The sequence below is a fragment of the Nonomuraea sp. AD125B genome, from assembly GCF_041402765.1.
GTDB lineage: Bacteria > Actinomycetota > Actinomycetes > Streptosporangiales > Streptosporangiaceae > Nonomuraea > Nonomuraea bangladeshensis.
In genome coordinates this window covers 307,080-331,463 of record NZ_JBGLOU010000002.1, presented here as the reverse complement: position 1 = coordinate 331,463, position 24,384 = coordinate 307,080, and the positions used below count along the sequence as shown (strand labels likewise).

Annotated in this window: 22 protein-coding genes; 10 read left to right on the top strand and 12 right to left on the bottom strand. The window is 71.8% G+C overall.

Translation table 11 applies throughout. The features are described 5' to 3' along the window. Positions 1-17 precede the first annotated feature (17 nt). A complete protein-coding gene (locus tag ACBR40_RS06415) occupies positions 18-1,352 on the top strand; it encodes a lanthionine synthetase LanC family protein (RefSeq protein WP_371247852.1) in 1,335 nt (444 codons plus the stop codon). Positions 1,353-1,384: 32 nt separating this feature from the next. Next, positions 1,385-2,830, top strand: coding sequence for an FAD/NAD(P)-binding protein (locus ACBR40_RS06410; RefSeq protein WP_371247851.1), 1,446 nt, complete (start codon positions 1,385-1,387; stop codon positions 2,828-2,830). A gap of 65 nt (positions 2,831-2,895) precedes the next feature. Here the strand turns inward: ACBR40_RS06410 and ACBR40_RS06405 are convergent, their stop codons facing one another. Beyond that, positions 2,896-3,921 (bottom strand): hypothetical protein, encoded by a 1,026-nt coding sequence (locus ACBR40_RS06405; RefSeq protein WP_371247850.1) that lies wholly within the window; start codon positions 3,919-3,921, stop codon positions 2,896-2,898. 78 nt (positions 3,922-3,999) lie between these two features. Between ACBR40_RS06405 and ACBR40_RS06400 the strand changes: the two genes are divergently transcribed. Together ACBR40_RS06400 and ACBR40_RS06395 are read left to right on the top strand one after the other, a co-directional pair. Continuing rightward, positions 4,000-4,590 carry a TetR/AcrR family transcriptional regulator gene (locus ACBR40_RS06400; RefSeq protein ID WP_371247849.1) on the top strand — a complete coding sequence of 197 codons (591 nt, stop codon included), beginning with the start codon at positions 4,000-4,002 and terminating at the stop codon, positions 4,588-4,590. A 118-nt stretch (positions 4,591-4,708) separates the two neighbouring features. After that, on the top strand, positions 4,709-5,251 hold the full coding sequence (locus ACBR40_RS06395) for a dihydrofolate reductase family protein (protein ID WP_344207790.1): 543 nt from the start codon (positions 4,709-4,711) through the stop codon (positions 5,249-5,251). A 142-nt stretch (positions 5,252-5,393) separates the two neighbouring features. Here the strand turns inward: ACBR40_RS06395 and ACBR40_RS06390 are convergent, their stop codons facing one another. From ACBR40_RS06390 to ACBR40_RS06380, 3 genes are read right to left on the bottom strand one after another with little or no spacing between them, the layout of a single operon-like run. Further along, the gene (locus ACBR40_RS06390) at positions 5,394-6,542 is read right to left on the bottom strand and encodes an ROK family protein (protein WP_371247848.1); all 1,149 of its coding nucleotides are present in this window, start codon (positions 6,540-6,542) and stop codon (positions 5,394-5,396) included. A gap of 48 nt (positions 6,543-6,590) precedes the next feature. Continuing rightward, the gene (locus ACBR40_RS06385) at positions 6,591-8,084 is read right to left on the bottom strand and encodes a glycoside hydrolase family 36 protein (protein WP_371247847.1); all 1,494 of its coding nucleotides are present in this window, start codon (positions 8,082-8,084) and stop codon (positions 6,591-6,593) included. A gap of 31 nt (positions 8,085-8,115) precedes the next feature. Next, positions 8,116-9,483 carry a sugar ABC transporter substrate-binding protein gene (locus ACBR40_RS06380; RefSeq protein WP_371247846.1) on the bottom strand — a complete coding sequence of 456 codons (1,368 nt, stop codon included), beginning with the start codon at positions 9,481-9,483 and terminating at the stop codon, positions 8,116-8,118. A gap of 146 nt (positions 9,484-9,629) precedes the next feature. Between ACBR40_RS06380 and ACBR40_RS06375 the strand changes: the two genes are divergently transcribed. Next, positions 9,630-9,803: a hypothetical protein gene (locus ACBR40_RS06375; RefSeq protein ID WP_371247845.1), complete on the top strand. Its 174-nt coding sequence runs from the start codon at positions 9,630-9,632 to the stop codon at positions 9,801-9,803. A 30-nt stretch (positions 9,804-9,833) separates the two neighbouring features. Further along, a complete protein-coding gene (locus ACBR40_RS06370; protein ID WP_371247844.1) occupies positions 9,834-11,018 on the top strand; it encodes a DUF4832 domain-containing protein in 1,185 nt (394 codons plus the stop codon). A 39-nt stretch (positions 11,019-11,057) separates the two neighbouring features. Here ACBR40_RS06370 and ACBR40_RS06365 read toward each other — a convergent pair whose 3' ends face one another. Both ACBR40_RS06365 and ACBR40_RS06360 read right to left on the bottom strand, forming a co-directional pair. Continuing rightward, a complete protein-coding gene (locus tag ACBR40_RS06365) occupies positions 11,058-11,939 on the bottom strand; it encodes a carbohydrate ABC transporter permease (RefSeq protein WP_371247843.1) in 882 nt (293 codons plus the stop codon). A gap of 10 nt (positions 11,940-11,949) precedes the next feature. Further along, the gene (locus ACBR40_RS06360; RefSeq protein ID WP_371247842.1) at positions 11,950-12,903 is read right to left on the bottom strand and encodes a carbohydrate ABC transporter permease; all 954 of its coding nucleotides are present in this window, start codon (positions 12,901-12,903) and stop codon (positions 11,950-11,952) included. A 221-nt stretch (positions 12,904-13,124) separates the two neighbouring features. Here ACBR40_RS06360 and ACBR40_RS06355 point away from each other — a divergent pair, with 221 nt between their 5' ends. After that, a complete protein-coding gene (locus tag ACBR40_RS06355; protein ID WP_371247841.1) occupies positions 13,125-13,727 on the top strand; it encodes a hypothetical protein in 603 nt (200 codons plus the stop codon). A gap of 197 nt (positions 13,728-13,924) precedes the next feature. Here ACBR40_RS06355 and ACBR40_RS06350 read toward each other — a convergent pair whose 3' ends face one another. From ACBR40_RS06350 to ACBR40_RS06325, 6 genes are all read right to left on the bottom strand, one after another. Continuing rightward, positions 13,925-14,272 (bottom strand): hypothetical protein, encoded by a 348-nt coding sequence (locus ACBR40_RS06350; RefSeq protein ID WP_371247840.1) that lies wholly within the window; start codon positions 14,270-14,272, stop codon positions 13,925-13,927. Then, positions 14,269-14,868 (bottom strand): hypothetical protein, encoded by a 600-nt coding sequence (locus ACBR40_RS06345; protein ID WP_371247839.1) that lies wholly within the window; start codon positions 14,866-14,868, stop codon positions 14,269-14,271. The genes ACBR40_RS06350 and ACBR40_RS06345 overlap by 4 nt, the downstream gene beginning before the upstream one ends. 1,208 nt (positions 14,869-16,076) lie before the next feature. Then, complete coding sequence (ssuE, locus tag ACBR40_RS06340; RefSeq protein WP_371247838.1) at positions 16,077-16,577, bottom strand: NADPH-dependent FMN reductase; 501 nt, start codon at positions 16,575-16,577, stop codon at positions 16,077-16,079. Between the two features lie 24 nt (positions 16,578-16,601). Continuing rightward, positions 16,602-17,753 (bottom strand): acyl-CoA dehydrogenase family protein, encoded by a 1,152-nt coding sequence (locus ACBR40_RS06335; protein ID WP_371247837.1) that lies wholly within the window; start codon positions 17,751-17,753, stop codon positions 16,602-16,604. Continuing rightward, positions 17,750-18,904 carry an LLM class flavin-dependent oxidoreductase gene (locus ACBR40_RS06330; RefSeq protein WP_371247836.1) on the bottom strand — a complete coding sequence of 385 codons (1,155 nt, stop codon included), beginning with the start codon at positions 18,902-18,904 and terminating at the stop codon, positions 17,750-17,752. Before ACBR40_RS06330 ends, ACBR40_RS06335 begins: the two co-directional genes overlap by 4 nt. An 11-nt stretch (positions 18,905-18,915) precedes the next feature. Then, positions 18,916-20,097 (bottom strand): SfnB family sulfur acquisition oxidoreductase, encoded by a 1,182-nt coding sequence (locus ACBR40_RS06325; RefSeq protein ID WP_371247835.1) that lies wholly within the window; start codon positions 20,095-20,097, stop codon positions 18,916-18,918. Positions 20,098-20,182: 85 nt separating this feature from the next. On the opposite strand from ACBR40_RS06325, the gene ACBR40_RS06320 reads away from it, so the two are divergent. From ACBR40_RS06320 to ACBR40_RS06310, 3 genes are read left to right on the top strand one after another with little or no spacing between them, the layout of a single operon-like run. After that, positions 20,183-21,808 carry an ABC transporter substrate-binding protein gene (locus ACBR40_RS06320; RefSeq protein WP_371247834.1) on the top strand — a complete coding sequence of 542 codons (1,626 nt, stop codon included), beginning with the start codon at positions 20,183-20,185 and terminating at the stop codon, positions 21,806-21,808. Between the two features lie 3 nt (positions 21,809-21,811). Continuing rightward, positions 21,812-23,431 (top strand): ABC transporter substrate-binding protein, encoded by a 1,620-nt coding sequence (locus ACBR40_RS06315; RefSeq protein ID WP_371247833.1) that lies wholly within the window; start codon positions 21,812-21,814, stop codon positions 23,429-23,431. Then, entirely contained in the window at positions 23,428-24,360 is a 933-nt protein-coding gene (locus ACBR40_RS06310) for an ABC transporter permease (RefSeq protein WP_371247832.1), read from the top strand. The genes ACBR40_RS06315 and ACBR40_RS06310 overlap by 4 nt, the downstream gene beginning before the upstream one ends. Positions 24,361-24,384: the final 24 nt, after the last annotated feature.

Genomic DNA, 24,384 nt, shown 5'->3' with positions numbered 1-24,384 from the left:
TGTGCCATAGTCCCGACATGAGCTTGGACGAGATCCGCCCCATGAGCGCCCGTGCTCACTCTCCCATGACGGCCGCCATCTCGACCGCGCGCTGGATCAGGTCCGCCGCCGTGGACGACGAGCACGGCAGGCACTGGCGGGCCAACCCGGACCGGCACGGCAGGCCGGCGCTGCGGCCGCGGCCCCGGTCCCTGTACTCGGGCGCGGCCGGGGTGGTGCTGTTCTTCCTGGAGCTGGCCGCCGCCACCGGGCAGGAGGCGTACCTGGAGGACGCGCGGCAGGGTGCGCACTGGCTGGCGGCCACCTGGCGGCGGGAGGACGACCTGACGCTGCACCACGGGCTGACCGGCACGATGATCGCGCTGATGGAGGCCGGCTGGGCGCTCGGGGACGACCGGCTCGACGCCGCGGCGGCGGCCATCGCCGACCTGGTCGTCGCGAGCGGGCACGCCCGGGTGGACGGCTTCGGCTGGACGTTCGACCCTGCCCAGCTCGGCGACGGGGGCATCGTGCTGGGGCTGCTGCGCGCGGCCGCCCGGTTCGGTGAGCCCGCGTACGAGGAGGCGGCCGTCAGCGCGGGCCTGCGCATCGCCGGGCTGCCCGTGCCCGGCCGCCGGCACGGGGGCCTGGACGGGCTGCCCTCCGACGCGGTCGCCCCCGGTTTCCTGACCGGTTCGGCCGGGATCGCCTTCCTCATGGCCCGCCTGTACGGGGTGACCGGGGACGAGCGATTCCTCCGCGCCGCCCGCAGCGGGGCCGGTTTCGTACGCGAGGTGAGCGTGACGGGCGGCGACCGGGCGCTGGTCCCGCACCACGTGCCGCGCTCCGGGGAGCTGTACTACGCGGGGTTCTGCTCGGGTGCGGCCGGGGTGGCCAGGATGTTCTACGAGCTGTACCGGGTGACCGGCGACCCCGAGGACCTGGACTGGGTGGAGCGGCTGGCCCGCGGCGTGGTCGACAGCTCCGCCCCGCCGCGCCGTACGCCGGGCTACTGGAACTCGGCCTGCCAGTGCTGCGGCACGGCCGGGCTGGTGGAGCTGTTCGTGGGGTTGTGGGCGGTCACGGGGCGGTCCTCCTGCCTGGAGTTCGCCCGCACCCTCGCGGCCGACCTGGTCGCCAGGGCCGACGATCACGACGGACGCGGCTACCGCTGGTACCAGGCCTACCGCCGGGTGCGGCCCGGCGAGGTGAGCGCGGACACCGGCTACATGGTCGGCGCGGCCGGCATCGGGGCGGCCCTGCTGCACCTGGACGCGGCCGGGCAGCCGGACCGGGCGCGCCGGGTGCTGCTCCTGCCGGACAACCCGTTCCCCGCACTTCCATTTCCATGTATATCCAGTAGGGATAGTTGACTATAGGGGGAGCGGCGGGTAGCGTCGTGATCATGAACCACGCGGTGGGCAGGATCGTGGTGATCGGCGCGGGACCGGCCGGGACGTGCGTCGTGGACAGGATCTGCGCCGGGGCCCCGCAGCCGGGCGGCGGGCGGACGGTCGAGGTCCACGTGGTGGACCCCGCCGCGCCCGAGTGCGAGACGCCGTACGGCGTCCAGGTGCACGTCCATCGCGACCGGGCGATCGGGCTCACCGAGTCGGCGGGCCGGCAGCTCGTACGCCTGCTGGGCGGCCGGACCCTGGAGGCGGACGCCGTGGTGCTGGCCCAGGGCCGCCCCGGGTCAGGGGAGCATGACGTCGCCGCCCGGGACGGGCTGCTCCACCTGCCCGGCGGCCCCGGCCACGACCTGGAGAACGTCCCCGCGGGCGAGCCGGTGCTCGTGCGCGGCGCGGGACGGGCGTTCACCGACCTGCTGGCGCCGCTCACCGTCGGGCGCGGCGGCCGCTTCACCCGGGGACGCCAGGGCGAGCCGGTCTACCTGCCCGGCGGCTTCGAACCCCTCCTGTACGTGGGCTCGCGGCGCGGCGTGCCGCACCACGCCCGTCCCGGATACGAGCCGGCCGGGGAGGCGCGGGCGCGGCGGTTCCCGTACGAGGGCGACGAGCGGCAGGCGACGGCCAAGGAACTGGCGTACGCCTACTACCGGGAGCTGTTCACCGCACACCCGTCCCGTACGAGAACGACGTGGGCGGCGTTCGAGCCCGCCTTCGTCCGCGCCGAACCGGGCGGCAGGGAGATGCGCGCGCTGGTGACCAGGTCCGTGCCGCGCTTCGCCGACCGGCTCCACCTGGACCGGCTCGCCCGCCCGCTGCGCGGCATGCGCTTCGGCGACCTCGCCGGGCTGCAACGGTGGATGCACGGCTTTCTCGCGGCCGACCTCGAACGGCGGGCCGACCCCGCCTTCAGCCCCGACCTGGCGCTGATCCGCGCGCTGCGGGACGCGCGCCCCCGCATGGCCGGCGATCCGTGGTTCGAGGACCTGTTCGGCCTGCTGGCCGACGGCCCGTCCCTGGCCCGCCAGGCCGAGCTGCACGCCCTGGCCAGGGCGGGGATCGTCACGTTCATCGGGGCCGAGCCGCGCATCGAGCAGGACGAGGACGGCTGGCGGGCGAGCGGCCCCACCGTTCCCGGCCTGACGCGGGCCCGGACGCTCATCGAGGCGCGGCGGCTGCCGTCCGGGCCGGACGGCTGCGCCGACCCGCTGCTCGCCGGCCTGTACGCCCGGGGCGAGGCCCGTCAAGCGGCCGGCCTCCTGGACGTACGCCTCCCCGACGGCCGGCTGATCACCGGGGACGGCTCCGTCCACGACCGCCGCTTCGCCCTGGGCTCCCTGACCGCCGCCGGTGGGTTCGCGACGCTGCTGCGCCGGGCCGACGCGGTGGCACGGGCCGTGCTGTCCCAGGTCTCCGAGGCCCTGGTGCACGCGGCGGCCTGACCAGAGCCCGGACGACGTAGCCGAGGTGATCGCGGAGACCTTTTCCTCCCCTGCTCACGGGACGCCTACATCCGAGGGGGAGACGCTGGTCCGCCGTGCGCGTCGGTGAAGGTGGCGCCGATCTCCGCCAGCCGTTCGGCCGCGTAGCCGGGGTCGATCAATGCCTCGGGGGTGTGGAGACCGGGCTGCACGGGGGCGCCGCGCAGGCCGAGCAGCCGTTCGACGCCGAGGGCGACGCCGAGCGCTGTCAGGGGGCGCTGTCCCTGCGGGTGGAGGAGGTAGTGGCTCGTCCTGAGGGGTGCGCCGGTGCGATCCACGCCTTCGAGGTCGATTCTGACCTCCGCGGAGCTGGGTCCGCCGCGCCGCCTGCCTGCCGATTCGCCGATCGCGAAGGCGACGCGGACGTTGGCCGCGCCGGTCGCGACGGCCAGGCTCGGGATGTCGAGGATGGGGACGAGCTGGCCGGGCAGTACGGTGCCGTCGATGCTGGTGATCTCCACCTGCGCGTCGGGGCCGCTGAGCCAGTCGAAGACGCCGTCGCGGCGGACGGGTGCCGCCGAAGCGGCGGCCAGCAGGCGTGCGACGTCGGCCACGGCCGCGGGTCCGCCGCCGTCCTGTTCGTCCAGCACGCCGGTGACCTCGATGGTGTCGAGCCGGTCGAACTGCCTGGCGAGGGCGAGCGTGGCGAGGACGACGGTTCCCGCGTACCAGTGGCCGGCCAGCAGGATCGGCGCCGCGCCGGCTCGCAGGCCGGCGGCGGCGACCTCGGGTCCGATGTCGTTGAGGCCGTTGGAGATGCTGATGTACGGCAGGCCGTGGTCTTGTGCGTAACGCAGTCCGTTCAGGTGGCTGTCCCACAGCGCTGCCACGACCGCGGAGTAGCCGTCGGTCGGCTGGAGGCCGAGGCCGTCCCGGCGCACGTCGATGGTCACGGCGGTCGCGCCGCCGAGCTCGTCGGCGACCCGCCGGGCGCGGCCGAGATCGCGGGCCGCGATCGTCAACGGCAGCTCCGGGTGCCACCGGCGCAGGAGGGCCGCGGTCTCCGCGCCCACCTCGCCGGACCCGCCCAGGATCAGTACGGAGTGCTCCACAGTGATGTCCTCTCGCTAACCTACATTCTGTAAGTTACATTTTGTAGCTTACGATGGGAGGTAACGCAAGGGAGGACGATGACCACGGGATCGACGCGCCTGTCCAGGCCGGCCAGACGGGAGCAACTGCTCGACACCGCCATGACGATCGTGCGCGCTCACGGCACCGACAGCCTCACGCTGCTCAGCCTGGCGGAGGCCGCCGGAGTGAGCAGGCCGATCGTCTACGACCACTTCGGCACCCGCCCCGGCCTGCTGATCGCGCTCTACCGGCGGCTCGACGAGCGGCACCGGGCCGCCCTGGAGGAGGCCCTGCGCGACGCCCCGGCCGTCCCCCGCGAGATCGCCCGCGTCCTGAGCGCCGCCTACTTCGCCTGCGCCACCGACATGCCCGAGTGGACCGCCATCTCGGCCGCGCTGAAGGGCAACCAGGAGATGGAGGCGGTCGAGCGCGAGTTGCTCGACGGCTTCGCGGACCTGATGGCCACCGCCCTGCGGCCGTACTCCGGGCTCGCCCGGGAAGCCCTCCGGCTGCGCTGCGTCGGCGCGCTGGGCGCAGCCGAGGCGATCGCCGCGGAGCTCAACCGGGGGCGGGCCGTCGTCGCCGATGCCATCGCGGCGCTGACCGACCTGATCCTCGGCGGCATCGACGCCGGAGCCTGGGCCTGAAACTGACGCGCCTGCAGATCCTGTTGCGTGCTTGTGTTGACAAAGCATGGTTGCAAAAGACAAGCTTGCTGCTCGTTCGGCCACCAGGCCGTCCGCCCGGCTGTCGAAGGAGCCCCCCATGCCTGCCCGCAAGATCACCGCTGGACTGTTCGTCGCGCTGGACGGGGTCGTGGAAGCGCCGGAGACCTGGCACTTCCCCTATCTGAACGAGGAGATGAGCGCGGCGGTCGGCCAGATGTACGCCGAGGCCGACACGCTGCTGCTGGGCCGCGTCACCTACGAGGCGTTCGCCGCCGTCTGGCCGCACCAGACCGGGGAACTGGCCGGAGCGATCAACGGCATCCGCAAGCTCGTCGCCTCCACCACCCTCACGACGGTCGCATGGAGCAACGCGGCCCTCGTCGAGGGCGACGTCGTCGCCGCGGTGAAGGAGCTCAAGGGGCAGCCTGGCGGCACCGTCACCCTGGCGGGCAGCATCAGCCTGGTCCGCGCGCTCCTGCGCGCCGGGCTCCTGGACGAGCTGCGTCTGCTGATCCACCCGCTCGTGGTCGGCACCGGGAAGCGCTTGTTCCCTGAAGGCACCGCCCCCGTGCCGCTGAAGCTCACCCGGTCGGCCACCTTCACCACCGGCGTGCTCGACCTGACCTACCAGCCCGCCTGACCCACCCCCTGATCAGAACGGAAGACCCCCATGAACGACGTCCGGACCGGGACGCTGCAGGTTCCCGGCGCATCGGTGTCGGCGCCGCCTCAGGCGACGGGGATCCGCCAGGGACGCGGACGCTGATGAGGGGGTGATCCGCTCAGGCGTGGAGGGTGGGCAGCCCGTCGGTGAACACTCGCGCGTCGACCTGGTCCAGGGCGACACGCAGTGCGCCGAGTGCGACGCTGTCGGCGCCGAGGACGGAGGCCCGGATCTCGGGGACGCGCAGGCAGAGGCGGCTGAGCTCCCGTTCGAAGGGCTCGATGAGAAGGTCGGCGGAGCGGGAGTAGCCGCCGCCGAGGATGACGACCTGCGGGTCGAGCGTCAGCACGAGGGCCGCGGCGCCCACGGCCAGGTCCTTGACGTAGCGGCGCAGCGCCTGGCGGGCGTGGCGGTCGCCCTCGCGGGCGCGTTCGAAGACCCAGGCGGCCTTGTCGTTGGGGTGGATGCCCTCGGGCACCCCCGGGCAGTTGTCGATGTGGGAGGGCGCCGCGAGCCAGCGGACCGCCTTCAGCGCGCCGATCTCACCGGCCGCTCCTCGGTAGCCGCGCCGCAGAGTGCCGTCGAGGATGAGGCCCGCGCCGGTGCGCATGCCCGCCAGCAGGTAGACGATGTCGTCGGCGTCCTGGGCGGCGCCTTTCCAGCGTTCGGCGACGGCGGCGAGCTTGCAGTCGTTCTCGACCAGGATCGGGCAGGTGAAGCGGGCCGACAGGTGCTCGGCGGGCGAGACGCTCGCCCAGCCGGGCAACGGGGTGAACAGCGTGGTGCGGCCGGTGGCGTCGACCGGGCCGGTCACGCCGACCGTGACCGCCCAGATCTGATCGGGCCGCATCCCTGCGCCCGACAGGCACTGGGTGATGGCGGTGTCGAGGGCCTGGAGCCGCGCTGCGGGGTCGGCGTCCGGCTCGACCGGGAGCCGGTGGCTGTGCAGCACCTGCCCTTCGAGGTCGGCGAGCAGGACGAGGATCTTGTGGCCGCCGACGTCGACGCCGAGCACGTGCCCGGCGCCGGCGTTGAAGCGGTAGCGGCGGGCGGGGCGGCCGACGCTGCTGCCGTCGGGCTCGACGACCTGCACCCATCCGTCGGTGACCAGCCCGCGGACCACGACGTCGGTGCCGGGCCGGGACAGGCCCGTGCGGTGGGCGAGCTCGGTGACGGTCACGGGTGGCTGGCCGCGCATCGCCCGCAGGATGCCGAGCGAGTTGATCTCGCGCAGTCTGCTGACGTCCGCCCCGGCCGCCTCCGGCACCCCTGCACCCCCGATTATGCTTCGTTTCAGCGTAATTCTAGCGCCCTGTCAGGAGATCGGATACTGCTGTCCCGGTCCCAGCGCGGGGGCGAAGTCCACGGTACGGCCATCGATGACGAAACTGTAGCGGCCTGTACGCACGATCTCCGGCTGCTCGGCCAGGTAGGCCGTCAGGTGCGCGAGCTCGTCGGCGCTCAGCCAGGAGGGCGGGTCGGAGACCGCCTTGAAGCCGCAGATCGCGGCCAGGTCCCGCAACCAGCCCATCTGCGTCTCGGTGAGCAGGTTGAGCCGGCTGCGGAAGTACACGATGTCCGGGTCGACCTGGAGCAGGGGTGACTGCCACAGCCGGTGCAGCGTGTTGACCAGGGCGTTGTAGGCCATGGCGTCCGAGGGGTCGTCGGTGGCGTAGTTGGTCCACAGCGGGGCGACGTCGGGGCCGCTGCGCAGCCCGTCGGCCAGGCCGAGCGAGGGCAGCAGCGGGGCGCCGCTGCCGAGCAGGTAGACCTCCGGGCCCGCGACGCGCCGGATCAGGGCGAGCGCGTCCCGGTAGGCCTGCTCGCGGGGCGCGCCGGAGTGCCGGACGCCGGGGACCGCTCCGGCGTTGACGAAGTCGAGCTTGAGGTAGGTGAAGCCCCACTCGTGCACGACCCGGTGTATCAGCTGGGTGAGGTGGTCCTGTACGGCGGGGTGGGTGAGGTCCAGGGCCCAGTAGGAGGTGCCCCAGTTGTGTCCCGCGACGACCGGCTGCCCGTCGCCGTCGCGCAGCAGGAACTCGGGGTGCTCGCGGGCGGTCCGCGACGTGGGCAGCACGATGAACGGGGCCAGCCACAGGCCCGCCCTCATCCCGGCGGCGGCGATGCGCTCGGTCAGGGCGCGCATGCCGGAGGGGAACTTGTCGTTGGGCTCCCAGTCCCCGACGGCCACCTCCCAGCCGTCGTCGATCTGGGCCACGTCGTACGGCAGGCCCGCCAGCGCGGCGAGATCCTTGTTCAGCACCTGCTCGCTGACGCCCTCGTAGTAGGCGTACCAGGTGCACCAGACGTTGCCGGCCTGCCGGTCGCTGCTGCCGAGCCGCGCCGCGAGCTGGTCGGTGTAGCGGGCGAAGACCTCCTGTTCGGGGCCGTAGGCCAGGAACCAGGGGGCGCCGTCGTCCTCGTACCAGCCGGCCAGGGTGTCGAGGTCGGCGGACAGGCGGGGGGTGCCCAGCCCGAGCGAGCCCAGCAGCAGCACCTGCCCGTCGTCGCCCTGCAGCGCGGCCACGGCCGAGGAGTGGTGGCGGGCGGGATCGTCCCAGATCGTGTCGTCCGCCGTCAGCCGCCGCCGCGGGTCGGCGATCCGCAACGGGGGCTCGCTGAGGCGGCGCCACCCGCACGGGCTCCAGGAGTTCTGGCCATGCCGGTAGAACAGGGCGTCGGCGAGACCGTGCAGGATCGCGACCCGCCCGGACGGCAGGACGAGACCGCCGGCGACGGGCGTGGGGGGCTCGGAACCGGTGAGCTCGATCGCGAATTCACGACCGGCCAGGTCGACGAGCAGGGGCATGGTTCTCCTTCGAGCAGCAGATGGTGAAACGTCAGGCGAACAGGGCGTTGACCTGCTGGTTGGCCTTCTTCAGCGCCTCGGCGGGCTCGATCTGGCCGAGGATGACCGCCTGCAGGGCGTCCTGGACGATCTGGCTGATCTCGGTGCCGTGGTCGGTGATCGGCAGCAGGAACGTGCCGCCCGGGGTCTTGGTGTAGTCCACGTACACCTGCACGTCACGGCCCTTGGCCTGGTGGGCGGCCAGCGCCTTCTCGGCCGAGGTCTTGATCGCGGGGAACACGACGGCGTCGGCGGCCACCACGTCCTGGCAGGCGGCCGAGCCGAGGTACTTCACCCACTTCCACGCGGCGTCCTTGTGCTCGGTGCCCGCCCAGATGGCGTCCGAGAGGCCGTTGATGGCGCTCTTGCGGGTCCCGGCCGGGCCGACGGGCAGCGGCGCGAGCGCGAACTTGTGCTGGGCGCCGTCACCCATGTACGTGTTGATGGTCCAGGAGCCGGCGATCGTGAGCGCGGCCTTGCCGGAGTTCATCACGGCGTCGATGCCGAGCGTCGACTGCTTGTCGAAGCGGGGCGCGTACCCCTTGTCGGTCATCGCCTTGTACCAGCCGATGGTCTCGATCAGCTTGGGGTCGTCGTACTTGTACCGGGTGCCCCAGGGGTTCTTGTCGAGGTAGGTGAAGCCGTTGGCGGCGGCCAGCTCGCCCCAGCCGTTCTGGCCCTGGGAGCCGTCGTTCCATTCCGGCTGGTATCCGTGGACGGCGACGTTGTCCTTGTCGAAGTCCGGGTCCAGGCCGTTGCGGCCCTTGTCGTCGACGGTGAGCTTGGCGATGACCTGCTCGAAGGTGCCGCCGTCGGTGGGGTTCCAGGTCAGGTCGGCCAGTTCCTCGGGCTTGACGCCGGCCTTGGCGAGCAGGTCGGCGTTGTAGACGATCGCCTCGGTGTCCCAGTCCTTGGGCAGGCCGTAACGCCGGCCGTCCTTGGTCCACAGGTCGGCGAGGCCGTCCTGGTACTGGGTCAGGTCGACCTTGTCGGCCTCGACGTAGGGCTGGATGTCGAGGATCTGCCGGCTGGAGACGAACTGCGGGTAGTACGACACCTGGTTGGTCCACACGTCGGGGGCCTCGCCGGCGGCCAGCTGCGTGGTCAGGTTCTGCCAGTACTGCGCCCAGGCCGTCTGGGTGATCTTGATGGTGATGTTCGGGTTCGCCTTCTGGAAGGCGTCGGCGCAGGCCTGGTAGGAGGCCAGCTGGTTGTCGTCCCACAGCCAGTAGTCGAGGGTGACCTGGCCGCCCCCGTCCTCTCCCGCCTGCCCGCCGGTCTCCGAACCGCCGCAGGCGGTGAGCGTGGTACCCGCCAGCAGCGCGCACAGCGCCGCTCCTGCCAGCTTCTTGTTGATCATGGGAGGTGCCTCTTCCTGGGGGGTGGGGCCGAGGGCCCAGAAGTTGCCTCTTGCCTTGATGGCTCTCTCGAATAATGATGTGGCTCATCGAATATTTGTCAAGGCCGACTCATAATTGCCTTGGCGATCATCCTGTGGAGGCTTCGATGGTCCACACCCCGACCGGCCGGCCCGCCCGGATGGCGCTCGCCGCCCTCCTGGCCGCGACCGTCACGGCGCTGCCCGCCCCGACCCCGGCCTCGGCCGCCGGACCGGGCTGGCGGAGCCTGGCGGCAGGGCAGGCCGCGGACGCCAACCCGCTGAAGGGCTTCATCCCCTAAGCCGGCGCCTACACGACGTTCCCGCACTCGATGGAGTGGTTCTACCTGCCGCTGAACGCGGTGATGACCGGCGCGCACCGCTTCGACTGGCGGGCGCTCGACGAGCAACTGGACGCGATCGCCGGCCGGGGCCACCAGGCGGCGTTCCGCTTCTACCTGGACTATCCGGGCAAGCCCAGCGGCGTCCCGCGGTTCCTGCTCGACCAGGGGCTGCTGACCCGGCCGTACGACGACTTCGGCAACGACGGGCAGAGCGTGTCGCCCGACTACGACGACCCGAACCTGGCCGCCGCGCTCGACCGGTTCATCGCCGCGCTCGGCCGCCGCTACGACGGCGACCCGCGGATCGGGTTCGTCCAGCTCGGCCTGCTGGGCTTCTGGGGCGAATGGCACACCTGGCCCCACAACGGCGACCCCGGCACGGAGAACTGGTTCGCCTCCCAGGCCGAGCAGCTCAGGGTGCTGAACGCCTACGACGACGCCTTCGACCGGACCCGGCTCATGGTCCGCTACCCCGGTGCCGACAACAAGGCGCACGACCTGGGCTATCACGACGACTCCTTCGCGTACTCCACCCTGCCGGGCCCCGGCTGGCACTTCATGGACCTGATGCGGCAGGCCGGCACCACCGACAAGTGGCACACCAACCCCAACGGCGGCGAACTGCGGCCCGAACTGCAGGGCTGCCTGTTCAACACGCCTGTGGACTGCCCCGGCGACGGGGACAAGGACTTCGGGGCGAGCGTCGCCCAGACGCACGCCACCTGGCTGCTCAACCACCACGCCTTCAGCCCCGGATACACCGGCGCCGCCTACGACCAGGCGCTGAAGGGCGCGAAGTCGCTGGGTTACGAGCTGAGGGTCACGGCGGTGCGGACCGAGCAGCGGGGGCGCGGCCTCGACCTCGCCGTACGGATCAGCAACGACGGCGTCGCCCCGTTCCCCTACGACTGGCCCGTCCAGGTGGCCGCGGCCGGTCGGGACGGGCGGATCGCCCGGACCTGGACGACGTCATGGAAGCTGACCCGGGTCATGCCCGGCGAGCCCGCCGAGCTCACCGCGTCCCTGCCGCTCGGGCTGCCGAAGGGCGACCACACGCTGGTCCTGCGGGCCGCCAACCCGTTGCGGAACGGGGTGCCGCTGCGCTTCGCCAACGCCGACCAGGACACGACCGTCCCCGGCTGGCTGACCCTCGGGCGGATCAACGTCTCCTGACCACGAAAAGGGGTGCGGCTCCGGCCGCACCCCGCTCCGTCACTTGATGCCGGAGAAGTTCATCGACTGGACCAGCCGTTTGCCCAGGAGGACCAGCAGGATGAGCACCGGGATGACGGACAGCACCGACCCGGCCATGATGCCGGTCCAGTCAGGCCCCCGGTTCGGCGACTGCTGGAGGAACACGCCCAGCCCGACGGTGAGCACCCGGGTGGCCTCGCCCTTGCCCACCAGCAGCGGCCACAGGTAGTCCTTCCAGCTCCACACGACGGTGGTGAGCCCGATGGTGATCAGCGGGCCGCGGCTCATGGGCAGCACGATCCTCCAGAACATCCCCCACCGGCCGATGCCCTCCAGCGTCGCGGCCTCCTCCACGTCCCGGGGGATGGACAGGAAGAACTGCCGCAGGAAGAACACCGCGAACGGCGTCATCAGCAGGCCGGGCAGGACCAGCCCCGGGATGGTGTTGAGCAGGTCCAGCTGCTTGACCAGCACGAAGTTGGGCAGGATCGTGAAGATCGGCGGCACCATGAGCGCGGCGACGATGACGGCGAAGGCCACGTCCCTGCCGGGGAAGCGCAGCCGCGCGAAGGCGTAGCCGGCCATGGCGCAGCAGAAGGTCTGCACGACGGCGATCAGGCCGCTGTAGATGAGCGAGTTCATCGTGTACAGCAGGAAGTTCAGCTGCGCGCCCGACCCGCCCGCGGCTCTGGCCGTCCCGGCGTCGACCAGCCCCAGCACCCGCGCGAAGTTGATCAGGGTGGGGTGGTCGGGCCACAGCCCGATCGAGTCGGTGTAGAGGTCGCCCGCAGGGGTCAGGGCGGTGCGGACCATCCAGTAGAAGGGGAAGACGGTGAGCACGACCGCGACGAGGAGGGCGAGCCAGGCGGCCCTCCTGCCGATCTTCATGCCGGAGAACATCCGAAGCTCCTTAGCCCAGGTCCGAACGCGACGCGCGCAGCATCCGCAACTGCAGGGTCGTCAGCACGCCGAGGATGACCACGAGGACCATCGCCAGGGCGGAGGCGTATCCCATGTCGAAGTAGGTGAAGGCCCGCTGGTAGATGTAGTAGTAGATGACCCGGGTCTCCGGGATCGGCGCCTTGCCGCCGTACACCACCGCGACCGTGTCGAAGATCTGGAACGAGCCGATCAGCGACACCACCAGCACCAGGGCCAGGATCGGCCGCAGGAGCGGCAGCGTGATCGAGCGGAACATGCGCCATTCGCCCGCGCCGTCCATCGCCGCGCCCTCGTACAGGTGGGGCGGGATCTGCAGCATCCCCGCGTAGAGCAGCAGTGCCGTGTAGCCCGTGAAGGTCCAGGTGTTGACCAGGGCCACCAGGGGCATCGCCCAGTCCGGCGCGTTGAAGGACAGAGTCGTGTCGAGGCCGGTCAGGCCGATGAGATGGTTGACGAACCCGAGGTCGGGATCCAGCAGCCAGGCCCACAGCAGGCCGATGGTGACGTTCGGCACCAGCCAGGGCACCAGGAGCGTGGCGCGCAGCACGACCGACCGGGTCAATCGGTGCATCAGCGCGGCCAGGCCGAGCGCGAGCAGCGTCTGTGAGGCGATGTTCACGACGACGTAGTAGCCCGTGACCTTGAGGGCGTTCCAGAACTGGCCGTCGCTGACGAGCTGGCGGTAGTTGTCGGCGCCGACGTACTCGGGGTCGGCGAGCAGGCTGTAGTCGGTGAACGAGTACCAGATGCCGCGGGCCGTCGGATAGGCGTAGAAGACCGCGAAACCGACGATCACCGGCAGCAGGAACAGCCACGCGGTGCGGCGGTCGTCCCGTGGTCGCCGCGGGGAGCGGCCATGCCGGCCGAGAAGCCCCTGGCGCTGGCCGGTCCCGGCATCGAGTCGTGTCCCCACCGCTTGCATGGACGCTCCCTGTCGACTGCCACTGGCCGGCGTTCCGTGCGGCCGGTCTGGGTAATAATGATGCGATCTAGCGATAGTTTGTCAAGGTCTAATCATATTTACGGGCGCAGCGGCGGAGCGGGGTTCTTTCGGGGTGCTTACGTCTCCCGGCGCGCTCTTCGGGCGGGTGCCGGGCGGGCGCATCATGGCGAGCACCAACACCAAGAGAAGGGCTCGTCGCGATGGGACTTCATCGGGTCGCCGCGGTCGCGGGGTTCGTGTCAGGGCTGTTGATCGTGGTCAACGCGGCGCGCAGGGGCGGGCTGGTCGCGGAGACGGACTTCACGCACGCCATCGCGCCGTTCGGGGCGCTGACGGGGCTGCTCGCCGTCACCGGGATCTACCTGGCCATCCGGCACCGGGCCGGGGCGCTGGGGCTCGTCGGGTACGTGCTCAACTCGGCCGGGCTGGCCGGGGCGTTCGCGGTCGAGTACATCCTGCACTACGTGTTCCCGTACCTGGGCGCGGGGACGGTGGCCGCGCTGCTGACCGGCATGACCGGGACGGCGTTCCTGGTCACGTCCGCGGTGCTGGTGATCGGTGTGGTGGTCTTCGGGGTGGCCGCCGTCAGGAGCGGGACGATGCCCGTCGTGGGGGTGGTGCTGTACGTCGCGGGGATGCTGCCCGGGTCGCTGCGGAGCCTGGTGCCCGTGCCGCTGTATCTGGGCGGGCTGGTCGTGGCGGCCGTCGGGGTCGTCTGGATGTCGGCCCGGCTGTGGTCCGTAGGGGCGGCGGGGGAGACGGGCGCGCTGCGGCGTACGACGCGACGGAGTGTCACGCCCTGACGCCGACCACGATCGGCCGGGCAGGGGGCATTCGCGGGTGAGCCGCATGTCCTCGCCGGGACAGAGGCCGCGGCCGGGGTCACGACGAGGGCCTTCCGCAGGTGCGGTCGGCTCTCGTCGTCGTCGGCCCGCACGTCCGGGGGCGGCGCGGACCTCGGTGTGAAGCTCGCCTTGGAGCCTGCGGCCGGTCTGCTCGGTCAGTTTGAAGACGGCTGCGACAGAGCCGTCAGAACCCGGTCGAGCTTGTCGTCCATTTGCGCGAACCGGTCGTCCATCTGCGCGAACCGGTTGTCCATCTGCGCGAACCGGTTGTCGACCAGTTCTTTCAGCTGGTCGAGGTCCTCCTTGGTGGCCAGCGAAGCCTTGCCGGCCATGATCTCCCCGAAAACGGGCTCGGTGTACTCGAGGATCTCCTGCCGGATGGTGGCGGGGAGTTGTTCTACGGCAGTCTTGATCTCTCCCAGATCAATGCCGAGCCTGAAGGCTGCGGCTTCGAGGCGTTCAACACGAACGGCGAGTTGCGCGCGATGCTGGGGAGCGGTCATGTGGCCATCGTAGCTCGACGGTGCCCTTTTCTTTTACCGAAGCTGGTGCTCGTGGCAGGAAAGCTGGTCACCAACGCCCGCGAACGCGCCGCGGCCACCAGCCCCGCCCGCGTCCGCTCGTCATGCAGCCGGGTGACCCGGCTCGCCAGGAGCCCGAGCACCAGCGCCACGACCAGCATGACCTGCAGCCCGTGCGGGCCGACGAAGTGCGGGATGCGCAGGCCCCCGCCGACCGTGCTCCAGCCGGTGACCGGCAGCCCGGGGCCGCCGTCCGGGACGCCCACGTTGTGCTGCGCGTCCAGAGGGCCGGCGTGCCCGGCCGCGTCCTTGGCCGTCCACACGCCGGTTGACCTCGCCGGTATCAGGAGCCCGAGGCCGATCCCGGCGATCACGAAGGTCAGGCCCGCGCGAATCGCCCAGGTGAGCGCCCGGTCGCCGACCCTTTGGAAGATCAGCAGCGCGGCGAGGACGATGTTCGCGAGCATGAGCAGCTGCACGCCCACGCTGAAGATCGGCTGGATGACGTCGTTGAACGGGTGGCCGTCGTCACCGCCGACACCCCCGCCGGCGGGCAGGACGGGTTCGTCGCCGCGCACATCGTGGCCACCGGCGACGGCGACCTGGTCCTCAGCACGCCGGCCGGGGCCACAAGGAGAAGGAGAGCCACGACCTCACGCTCACGCTCACCGGCAGGGACGGCGGGCCGGCCGGCGAGGTCTACACGACCTTGTACCCCCCTGGACCCCGGCCAGACGCCGATCGACCTGGAGAACCCACGGGACCGGTCACCCTGTCGCACCAAGGTCGCCGGGCTGTGGGCCGCCGCGCGGACCGGCAGCCCGTACGCCTACAGCCTGGCCTGGTTCCGCTCCGGCGGCCTGGTCGACGGGTTCGAGCGGCGCGTGGCGCAGCGCGACCTGACCGCCGTACGGACCGACTACGCCCGCCACCTGCCCGACGCGGAGCCGGGCGCGTACCGGGGGGCCCGGCCGCGCGACGGCTCCATGTTCGCGTTCCTGTCGCCCACGACGTTCGGGACGCCCTTCCAGCAGGTCGAGTATGTCAACACCGACGGCGGCGTCCGCTGGCAGCGGCACCTGTTCGAGTACGGTTCCGACGGCCGGCTCAACCGCTTCGACTCGCCCTTCACGGTCTACCGGTCCGGGAGGACGTACACGGAGCTGTGGAACCGGGGCGTCTTCCCGCCGGCGCTGCCGTGGGCCGGCGCGGACGACCTCGACGGCGTCAGCCGCGCCGGCGACGTCATCGCGACCGACCTGCCCCTGTACGGCGACGGCAGAGGCGCGCTCGGCCTGTCCACCCGGTCCACGCAGCGGACCGCCCTCTACCGCGACGGCGCCCTCGTGGGCGAGCAGACGGAGGCGAGGACCAGCTTCTCCGTGCCCGCGAAGGACGCCGACTACCGTCTCGTCGTCGACGGCGAACGCGGCGCGCCCGCGACCCTGTCCACCCGGGTGTCCGGCGTGTGGACGTTCCGGTCCGGGCACGTGGCGGGCGGCGCGCCCGCGCGGCTGCCCGTGTCGGTCGTGTTTCAGCCCCGCCCTCGACGCCGAGAACTCCGCGCCGTCCGGGCGGCGCTTCACGGTGCCGGTGACCGTCCGGCCGCTGGAGGGGAGCGCCGCGCGTCCGGTGAAACGGCTGTCGGTGGAGGTCTCCTACGACGACGGCGCCATCTGGACCGGGGCCGAGATCCACGGGCCGGGGACGCCATCGCCGACCTCGGGAGGCGGGCACCGCTACGACAAGGTCCTCTGCCTGCTGGACCTCCGCGGGCAGGGAGAGGTCAGGCGGCCGCGCGCAGCGGAACCGCGTTCACCTCGTCCACCAGCGCTCGAAGCCGGGGCCACAGCTCCTCGGCCAGCGGGGTGATCTGCGTGTCCAGCACGAACAGCCCCCGGGTCACGTGCCGGGCCCCCAGCACGCTGAGCACCGGCCGCAGCGCGTAGTCCACCGCCAGCAGATGCGCCTGCGTGCCGCCGGTGGCGATGGGCACCACGGTCTTGCCCGCGAACGCCTGCTGCGGCAGCCCGTCGAGGAAGGCCTTGACCAGGCCGGTGTAGGCGGCCTTGTAGATGGGCGTGGCCAGGACGATCACGTCGGCCGCGGCCACGGAGCGCCGCGCGGCCACCAGATCCGGATGGTCGGCGTGGCCGAGCAGGAGCGGCTCGGCGGGCAGGTCGCGCAGGTGGAGCAGGGAGACCGCGCCGTCCAGGAGCTCGGCCACGTGGCCGAGGAGCCGTCCGGTGCGGGAGGTCGCGGAGGGGCTGCCCGAAATCAGGAGCACGCGGGTCATGGTGGGGGAATCCCTTCAGAACAGGCCGTTCAGCGGCGGCTGCGCGCCGGTGAGGTGGTAGGCGCCGACCACGGCCGCCTTCCAGGCGCGGGGGTTGTGGTTGGCGACGGTCCTGGCGTTGCGCCAGTGCCGGTCGAGGTTGTGGCGGCGGGCGACCGCGGAGCCGCCGCCCACGTCGAACAGCAGCTCGGCGGCCTTCAGCGCCGACTCGGCGGCGACGAACTGCGCCTGCGCCACCTCGACGGCCGCCTCCGTGAGCAGGCCGGGCTCCAGGTCGGCCGCCCATGCCCGGTCGATCGTGGCGGCGGCCCGCAGGACCGCGGACTCGGCAGCGTAGGCGCGGGCGGAGATCTCGCCGACGGCGTGGCGCACGTACGGGTCGTCCACGGACCGGGTGGCGCCGCTGTGCTGGATCGGGCGGGCACGCTCGCGGGTGAACGCGACGGCGTCGGTCAGCGCGGCCCGCGCGATCCCGGCCAGCACGGCGCCCAGGTGGAGCTGCATGAACGCGCTGACGGGGGAGCGGGCGTCGTTCCCGGGGCGTTCGGCGATCTCGTCGGGCAGCACCTTGACGCCGTTGAGCCGGGTCGTGCCGCTGGCGGTGAGCCGCTGCCCGATCCCGTCGAAGTCGTCGAGCAGCTCCAGCCCCTCCCGGTCGCGCGGCAGCGTGAAGAACACCCGCCCGCCTGAGTCGTCCACGGCCGACGCGCTGACCCAGTCCGCGTACAGGGCGCCGGTGCTGTAGTACTTGCTGCCGTTGACGACGCCGTCGCGGTCGATGCGGGTGCGCACCTCGCCGTTGGCCCCGCCGATCTCCCAGCCGGCGTTGCCGAAGACGTCCCCGGCCAGGAAGCGCGGGAACCAGCGCTCGCGTTCCGGTTCGGAGGCGGTGAGCAGGTGCTCGACCCGGCCGAAGCTGGGGCGTACCGCCTGGGCGATGTTGGAGTCGGCGGCGGCCAGGGAGATGAGGAAGCCGAACACCTCGGCCACGCTGGAGCCGCCTCCGCCGTGGGAGGCGGGGACGCGGAAGGTGAGCAGGCCGGCGGCGGCGAGGGCGCGGATCTCCTTGTGCGGGAGCTCGCGGGCGAGCTCCCGCTGCCCGGCCCCGGCCGCCAGCTCGGGAAGCAGCTCGGCGGCGCGCCGCCGCAGCTCCGCCAGGGTGCTCATCGCGCTCCCGCCGTGGCGAACGGGATCGAGGCCGGTGCGGCGGCGGCCGGCTCCGCGGGGTGCTGCCACAGGCCGCGCTCACGCAGGAGGGGGAGCACGCCCTCGCCGAACCAGTACGCCTCCTCCAGGTGCGGGTAGCCCGACAGCACGAACTCGGTGAGGCCGAGGCGGTGGTACTCCTCGATGCGGTCGGCGACCTCGGTGTGGCTGCCGACCAGGGCCGTGCCCGCGCCGCCGCGCACCAGGCCGACGCCGGCCCACAGGTTCGGGTAGATCTCCAGGTCGTCGCGTCTGCCGCCGTGCAGGGCGAGCATGCGCCTCTGCCCCTCGGACTCGCTGCGGCCGAGGCCAGCCTGCACCTTCTCCACGGTGGCCTGGTCGATGCCGTCGAGCAGCCGGCGCGCCTGCGCCCACGCCTGCTCGGCGGTGTCGCGGGTGATCACGTGCAGCCGGATGCCGTGCCGGAGCGTACGGCCCTCGGCGGCGGCCAGCCTGTTGATCCAGGCGAGCTTCTCGGCCACCGCGTCCGGCGGCTCGCCCCAGGTGAGGTACGCGTCCACGTGCCGCGCCGCCACCCGGCCCGCGGCGGGGGAGGAGCCGCCGAAGTACACCTCGGGCACCGGGTCGGGCAGCCGGGCCAGCCGCGCCTCCTCCACCCGCAGGTGCTCGCCGGTGAAGGTCACGCTCTGGCCCTGCCACAGCGAGCGCACGACGTGCAGGAACTCGTCGGTGCGGGCGTAGCGGGCGTCCTTGTCCAGGAAGTCGCCGTAGGCGCGCTGCTCGTGGGCCTCGCCGCCGGTCACGACGTTGAGCAGCAGCCGCCCGCGCGAGTGCCACTGGAAGGTGGCCGCCATCTGCGCGGCCAGCGTGGGGGAGACCAGCCCGGGGCGGAAGGCCACCAGGAACTTCAGCCGTTCGGTGGTGTCGGCCAGCATGGCGGTGGTCAGCCAGGCGTCCTCGCACCAGGCGCCGGTGGGCGTCAGCGCGCCGGCGAAGCCGACCTGCTCGGCCGCGTGCACGATCTGGCGCAGGTAGGGCAGGGTTGCGGGGCGCGCGCCGGAGGCCGCGCCTGCCGGGAGTCCGTGGCCGCCGCCCACGACGTCGCGGCTGTCGCCGTAGGTGGGCAGGAACCAGTGGAACGTCAGACTCATCGTCGTCTCTCCTAGAGCAGGCCGTGCCGGGGCGGCAGCTTGCCGTCAAGTACGTAGCGGCCGATGTGCTGGATCTTCCAGCGGGCCGGGTCGTGCAGGGTGTGGGTACGGGCGTTGCGCCAGTGGCGGTGCAGGTTGAGCCCGTCGAGGCTGGAGCGGGTGCCGCCCAGCTCGAAGATCGCGTTGCCCAGCTCCACCGCCACGGGGTCGGCGAACGCCTTGGCCGCGGCCACGGCGATGGAGGCGGCGGCGGCCGTGGCGTCGTTCAGGTCGTCGCGGGCGGTGTCCACGGCCTGTGCGGCCCGGTCGAGCAGCGCCTCGGCGGCGCGTACCTTGACGGCCAGCTCGCCGGATCGCTGGATGACGAGCGGATCGTCGGCCGCGCGCTCCTGGCCGCTCTCGAACCACGGCCTGGCCTTGGTGCGGACGAATTCCAGCGCCTCCTCCAGCGCCCCGCCGGCGATGCCGACGTCGATGGCGGCGTGCAGGAGCTGGGCGTAGGCCCCGTGGAGCTGCGGCCCCTGGAACGTCAGGTGGTGGGGGACCACGCGGTCCTCCGGCACCCGCACGTCCTCCAGTTGGACGGTGCCGCTGGCGGTGGTGCGCTGGCCCATGCCGTCCCAGTCGTCCACCACGGTCAGGCCGGGGGCGTCGCGCGGCACGTACGCCACGTGCAGCGTGCGGTCCTCGCGCCGGGCCAGGACGGGGATCCAGTGCGCGAACAGCGCGCCCGTGCTGTAGTGCTTGGTGCCGTTCAGCAGGAAACCGCCCTCGGGGGCGGCGACCAGCGAGGTCCGGTAGTCCTGGACGTGCCTGGTGCCCGCCTCGGACTGCGCGTTGCCGAAGCGCCTGCCGTCCAGCACCTCGCCGAAGAAGAACTTGCGCTGCACGTCGGTGCCCTGCTGCCGCAGGACGTTGACGTAGACGAAGTGGCTGTGCGGGATCTGCGCGAGGTTCGGGTCGGCCGCGGCCAGCAGCCGGAACACCTCGGCGAGGGTGCGCGCGCTCACGTCGGCGCCGCCGTACGCGCGCGGCACGGTGACGGCGAGCAGCCCGCTGGCCGACAGCCGGTCGAGCTCGGGCTCCGGCAGCCGGCGTTCCGCGTCGCGGGCCGCCGCCCCCTCCGCGAACCCGGCGGCGAGTTCGCGCGCCGTCGCGAGCGCCTCGGCGTCGTCGGCGATCACGTGGGTCATGTTGTTTCTTCCGTTCTGCGTGTTACGTTATGGTTCACCGTAATCCCTGCAATGCAGGTAGGCAATACCTGATTTGAGGACCCCCATGCTCACCCGCTCCACAACGTTGCTCGTCACAGCCCTGACCCTGGTGGCGACCCTGGCAGGTTGCGGCGCCGACGCCGCGCCGCAGACGGCCGGCGGCGACACCGGCCCGAAATCCGGAGGCACGCTCGTGCTCGGGGAGAACGCCGACGAGCCGGCCTGCCTCGACCCCCACCAGTTGTCCACCACGAACACCACGGTCGTCGGCCGCCCGATCTTCGACTCGCTGCTGTGGCAGGACGCCGAGGGCGAGCTGAAGCCCTGGCTGGCCACCGCCTGGAAGGTCTCGGATGACGGCCTGACCTACACCTTCACGCTCCGGGAGGGCGTGACGTTCCACGACGGGTCGGCGTGGGACGCCGAGGCGCTGAAGCTCAACCTGGAGCACATGCGCGACCCGGCGACCAAGTCGCCGCTGGCCGCCTCGTACATCGCGCCGTACAAGGACGCGAAGGTCGTGGACGAGCACACTCTGGAAGTGCGCCTGAGCTCGCCGTACTCGGCGTTCCTGAACGTGCTCGCGCAGTCGTACCTGGCCATGATCTCGCCCAAGCAGCTCAAGGAGAACCCGGCGAGCACCTGCGAGCACCCGGTCGGCTCGGGGCCGTTCGTGTTCGGCACGTGGACCAAGGGCCAGAGCATCACGTACAAGAAGAACCCCGGCTACGCCTGGGGGCCGGCTGGGCGCACGGGCCCCGCGTACCTGGACGCCCTGGAGATCCGTTTCCTGGCCGAGGACGCCACCCGCTACAACGCGCTGCTGGCCGGCGAGGTCGACGTGATCGACAACACCCCGCCGGCCAGCGTCGCGGACGTCAAGGCCAACCCCGACCTCGCCTTCACCAGCATCGACCGGCCCGGACACCCCTTCTCGGTCTGGCTCAACACCGGCCGTGCCCCGTTCGGCGACCAGAAGGTACGCCAGGCGCTCACCCTGGCCGTGGACCGGGAGGCCATCATCGGCAGCGTCTCGTTCGGCCAGTGGAGCGTGGCCACCGGCTTCATCACCCCCTCCACCCCCGACCACGCCGAGGGCGGCCGGATCGCCCATGACCCGGCCAGGGCGAACACCCTGCTGGACGAGGCCGGCTGGACACAGAAGGACAAGGACGGCATCCGGCTCAAGGACGGCAAGCGCCTGACCGCCGTCGCCCTCGACACGGGTGTGAACCCGCAGAACACCCAGATCCTGGTCCAGACCCAGGCCGCCGCAGCCAAGGCGGGCATCGAGCTGAAGATCGAGAACGTCACGGCGCAGGAGTCCCTGGACCGCACCGGCAAGGGCGACTTCGACGTCTCCGTCGGCATCTGGACCACGAACACGGCCGACGTGCTGTGGATCCAGTACTCCTCCAAGAACATCACCACCCCCGAACGCCGCGGCCAGAACACCACGAGGCTCTCCGACGACGGCCTCGACGAGCTGCTCGAACAGGCCAGGGCCAGCACGGACGCCGCCGAGCGGGCCGCCATCTACGGCAAGGCGCAGGCCCGGCTGCTCGAACTGGCGCCCGCCGTCCCGCTCTACGACAGGCCCAGCCTGGTCTCGTCGCAGAAGCGGGTGCACGGCCTGACCTGGGACTACGCCTACGGCGCCGTCACCTTCCACGACGCATGGGTGAGCTGACACATGACCAGGACCCCCCTCGCCGTCCTCACGCTCGCGCTGCTGCTCGCCGGATGCGGCACCGCGCCCGTGACCTCGGGCGGCACCACGAGCACCCCCAAGTCCGGCGGCACCCTGATCCTCGGCGAGAACGGGCAGGAGCCGCCCTGCCTCGACCCGCACGGCAACGCCAGCTCCGACGGCCCGGTCAGCACGGTCCCGGTGGCCGACTCGCTGGTGTGGTTCGACGCCGACGGGAAGATCCAGCCGTGGCTGGCCGACAGCTGGGAGATCTCCGACGACGGCCTGACCTACACCTTCAAGCTCCGCCAGGGCGTGAAATTCCATGACGGGGCGGTCTGGAACGCCGAGGCGCTCAAGACCAACTTCGAGCACATGCGCGACCCGGCGACCAAGTCACCGCTGGCCGCCTCCTACATCGCGCCCTACAAGGACGCGAAGGTCGTGGACGAGCACACGCTCGAAGTCCACCTCAGCTCGCCGTACCGGCCGTTCCTCGACATCCTCGCCCAGGGCTACCTCGGCATGATCTCCCCCAAGCAGATCAAGGAGTCGCCGCAGAGCATCTGCGAGCACCCGATCGGCTCCGGCCCGTTCGTCTTCGGCAAGTGGACGAAGGGCCAGAGCATCACCTACCACCGCAACCCCGACTACAACTGGGGCCCGAAGAGCGCCAAGCACACCGGCCCCGCCTACCTGGAGAAGCTGGAGATCCGCTTCCTCGCCGAGGACGCCGCCCGCTACAACGCGCTGGCCGCCGGCGAGGTGCACGCCATCGACTTCACCCCGCCGCAGAACGTCGAGGACGTCAAGGCCAACCCCGACCTCGGCTTCCTCACCGCGATCCGGCCCGGCCACCCGATGTCGTTCTGGCTGAACACCTCCCGCCCGCCGTTCGACGACGTCCGCGTACGCCGGGCGCTGCTGGCCGCCGTGGACCGCGACTCGATCATCAAGGGCATCTCCTTCGGGCAGTACCAGGTGGCGCAGGGCTTCGTCACCACCTCCACGCCCGGCTACGCGCAGGGGCTGAGCGGCACCATCAAGCACGACGAGGCCCTGGCGAACAAGCTGCTCGACGAGGCCGGCTGGACCGCCAGGGACAAGGACGGCATCCGGCTCAAGGACGGCAAGCGGCTGACCGCGTACTTCCCGATCGCCGCGAACTTCCCCGCCCAGCGCATGCAGATCGCCGTCCAGACCCAGGCCGCCGCCAGGAAGATCGGCCTCGACATCCAGATCCAGACCCCGCCCGAGCAGGAGCTCACCGACCGCTCCACCAAGGGCGACTACGACCTCAGCTCCGGCCTGTGGGCCACGAACACGGCCGACGTCCTGTGGATCCAGTACTCCTCCAAGAACATCACCACCCCCGAACGGCGCGGCCAGAACGTGGCCCGGCTCAAGGACACCAAGCTCGACGACCTTCTCGAACAGGCCAGAAGCGCCCAGGACCCCACCGAGCTGTACAACCAGGCGCAGGCCAGGCTCCTCGACCTCGTCCCCGCCATCCCCTTCTACGACGACCCGCGCCCGGTCGCCTACCAGAAGAAGGTCCGCGACCTGGCCTTCACGCCCGCCTATCCGTCGCCGTACTTCTACGACACCTGGCTGGACGAATGAAGACCCTGAGATTCATCGGATGGCGCCTGCTGGCCGGGGTCGGCGTGCTGTGGGGTGCGGCGACCCTGACCTTCCTGGTGGTGCACTTCACCCCCGGCGACCCGGCCGAGGCCGTCGTCGGGGGTGAGGGCGCCGCCCCGACACCCGAGGTGCTCGCCCAGGTCAGGGCCGAGTACGGGCTCGACCGCCCCTGGTACGAGCAATACGCCGCCCACCTGTGGCGCATCGCGCACGGCGACTTCGGCACCTCCTACCGCCTGCACACCCCCGTCGCCCGGGCCATCGGCGAGCAGGCCGCCGCGACCGTGGAGCTGGCCGTGGCCGCCGCCGCCACCGGGCTGCTCCTGGCGGTCGCGACCGCGCTGGCCACCGCGGGCCGCCGCCGGTGGCGCGGCCTGGCCTCGGTGGCGGAGCTGGTGGCGGCCTCGACGCCGACGTTCTGGCTGGGGATCGTGCTGCTGACCGTCTTCTCCTTCGGGCTGCGGCTGTTCCCCTCCACCGGCGGGCAGGGCGTGGCCTCCCTGGTGCTGCCCGCGCTCTGCCTGGCGCTGCCGATCGCGGGCGTGCTCGGCCACGTGCTGCGCGAGGCGCTGGAGGAGGTCCTGGACGAGCCGTTCATCGTCAGCGTCCGCGCCCGCGGCCTGGGCGACACCGCCGTACGGCTGCGCCACGCGCTCCGGCACGCCCTGACCCCGCTGGTCACGATGACCGGCTTCTGGGTGGGCGCGCTGCTCGGCGGCGCCGTCGTCACCGAGACGCTGTTCACCCGGCAGGGCATCGGCCGTCTGCTCGTCGCGGCCGTGAACGCCAAGGACCTGCCGCTCGTGCTCGGCGTGGTGCTGCTGTCCGCGCTGGTCTACGTCCTGGTCAACCTGCTGGTCGACCTGCTCTACCTGGTCATCGACCCTCGTCTGAAGGAGGCCGTCTGATGCTCGCGGACCGCCGGCCGCGGG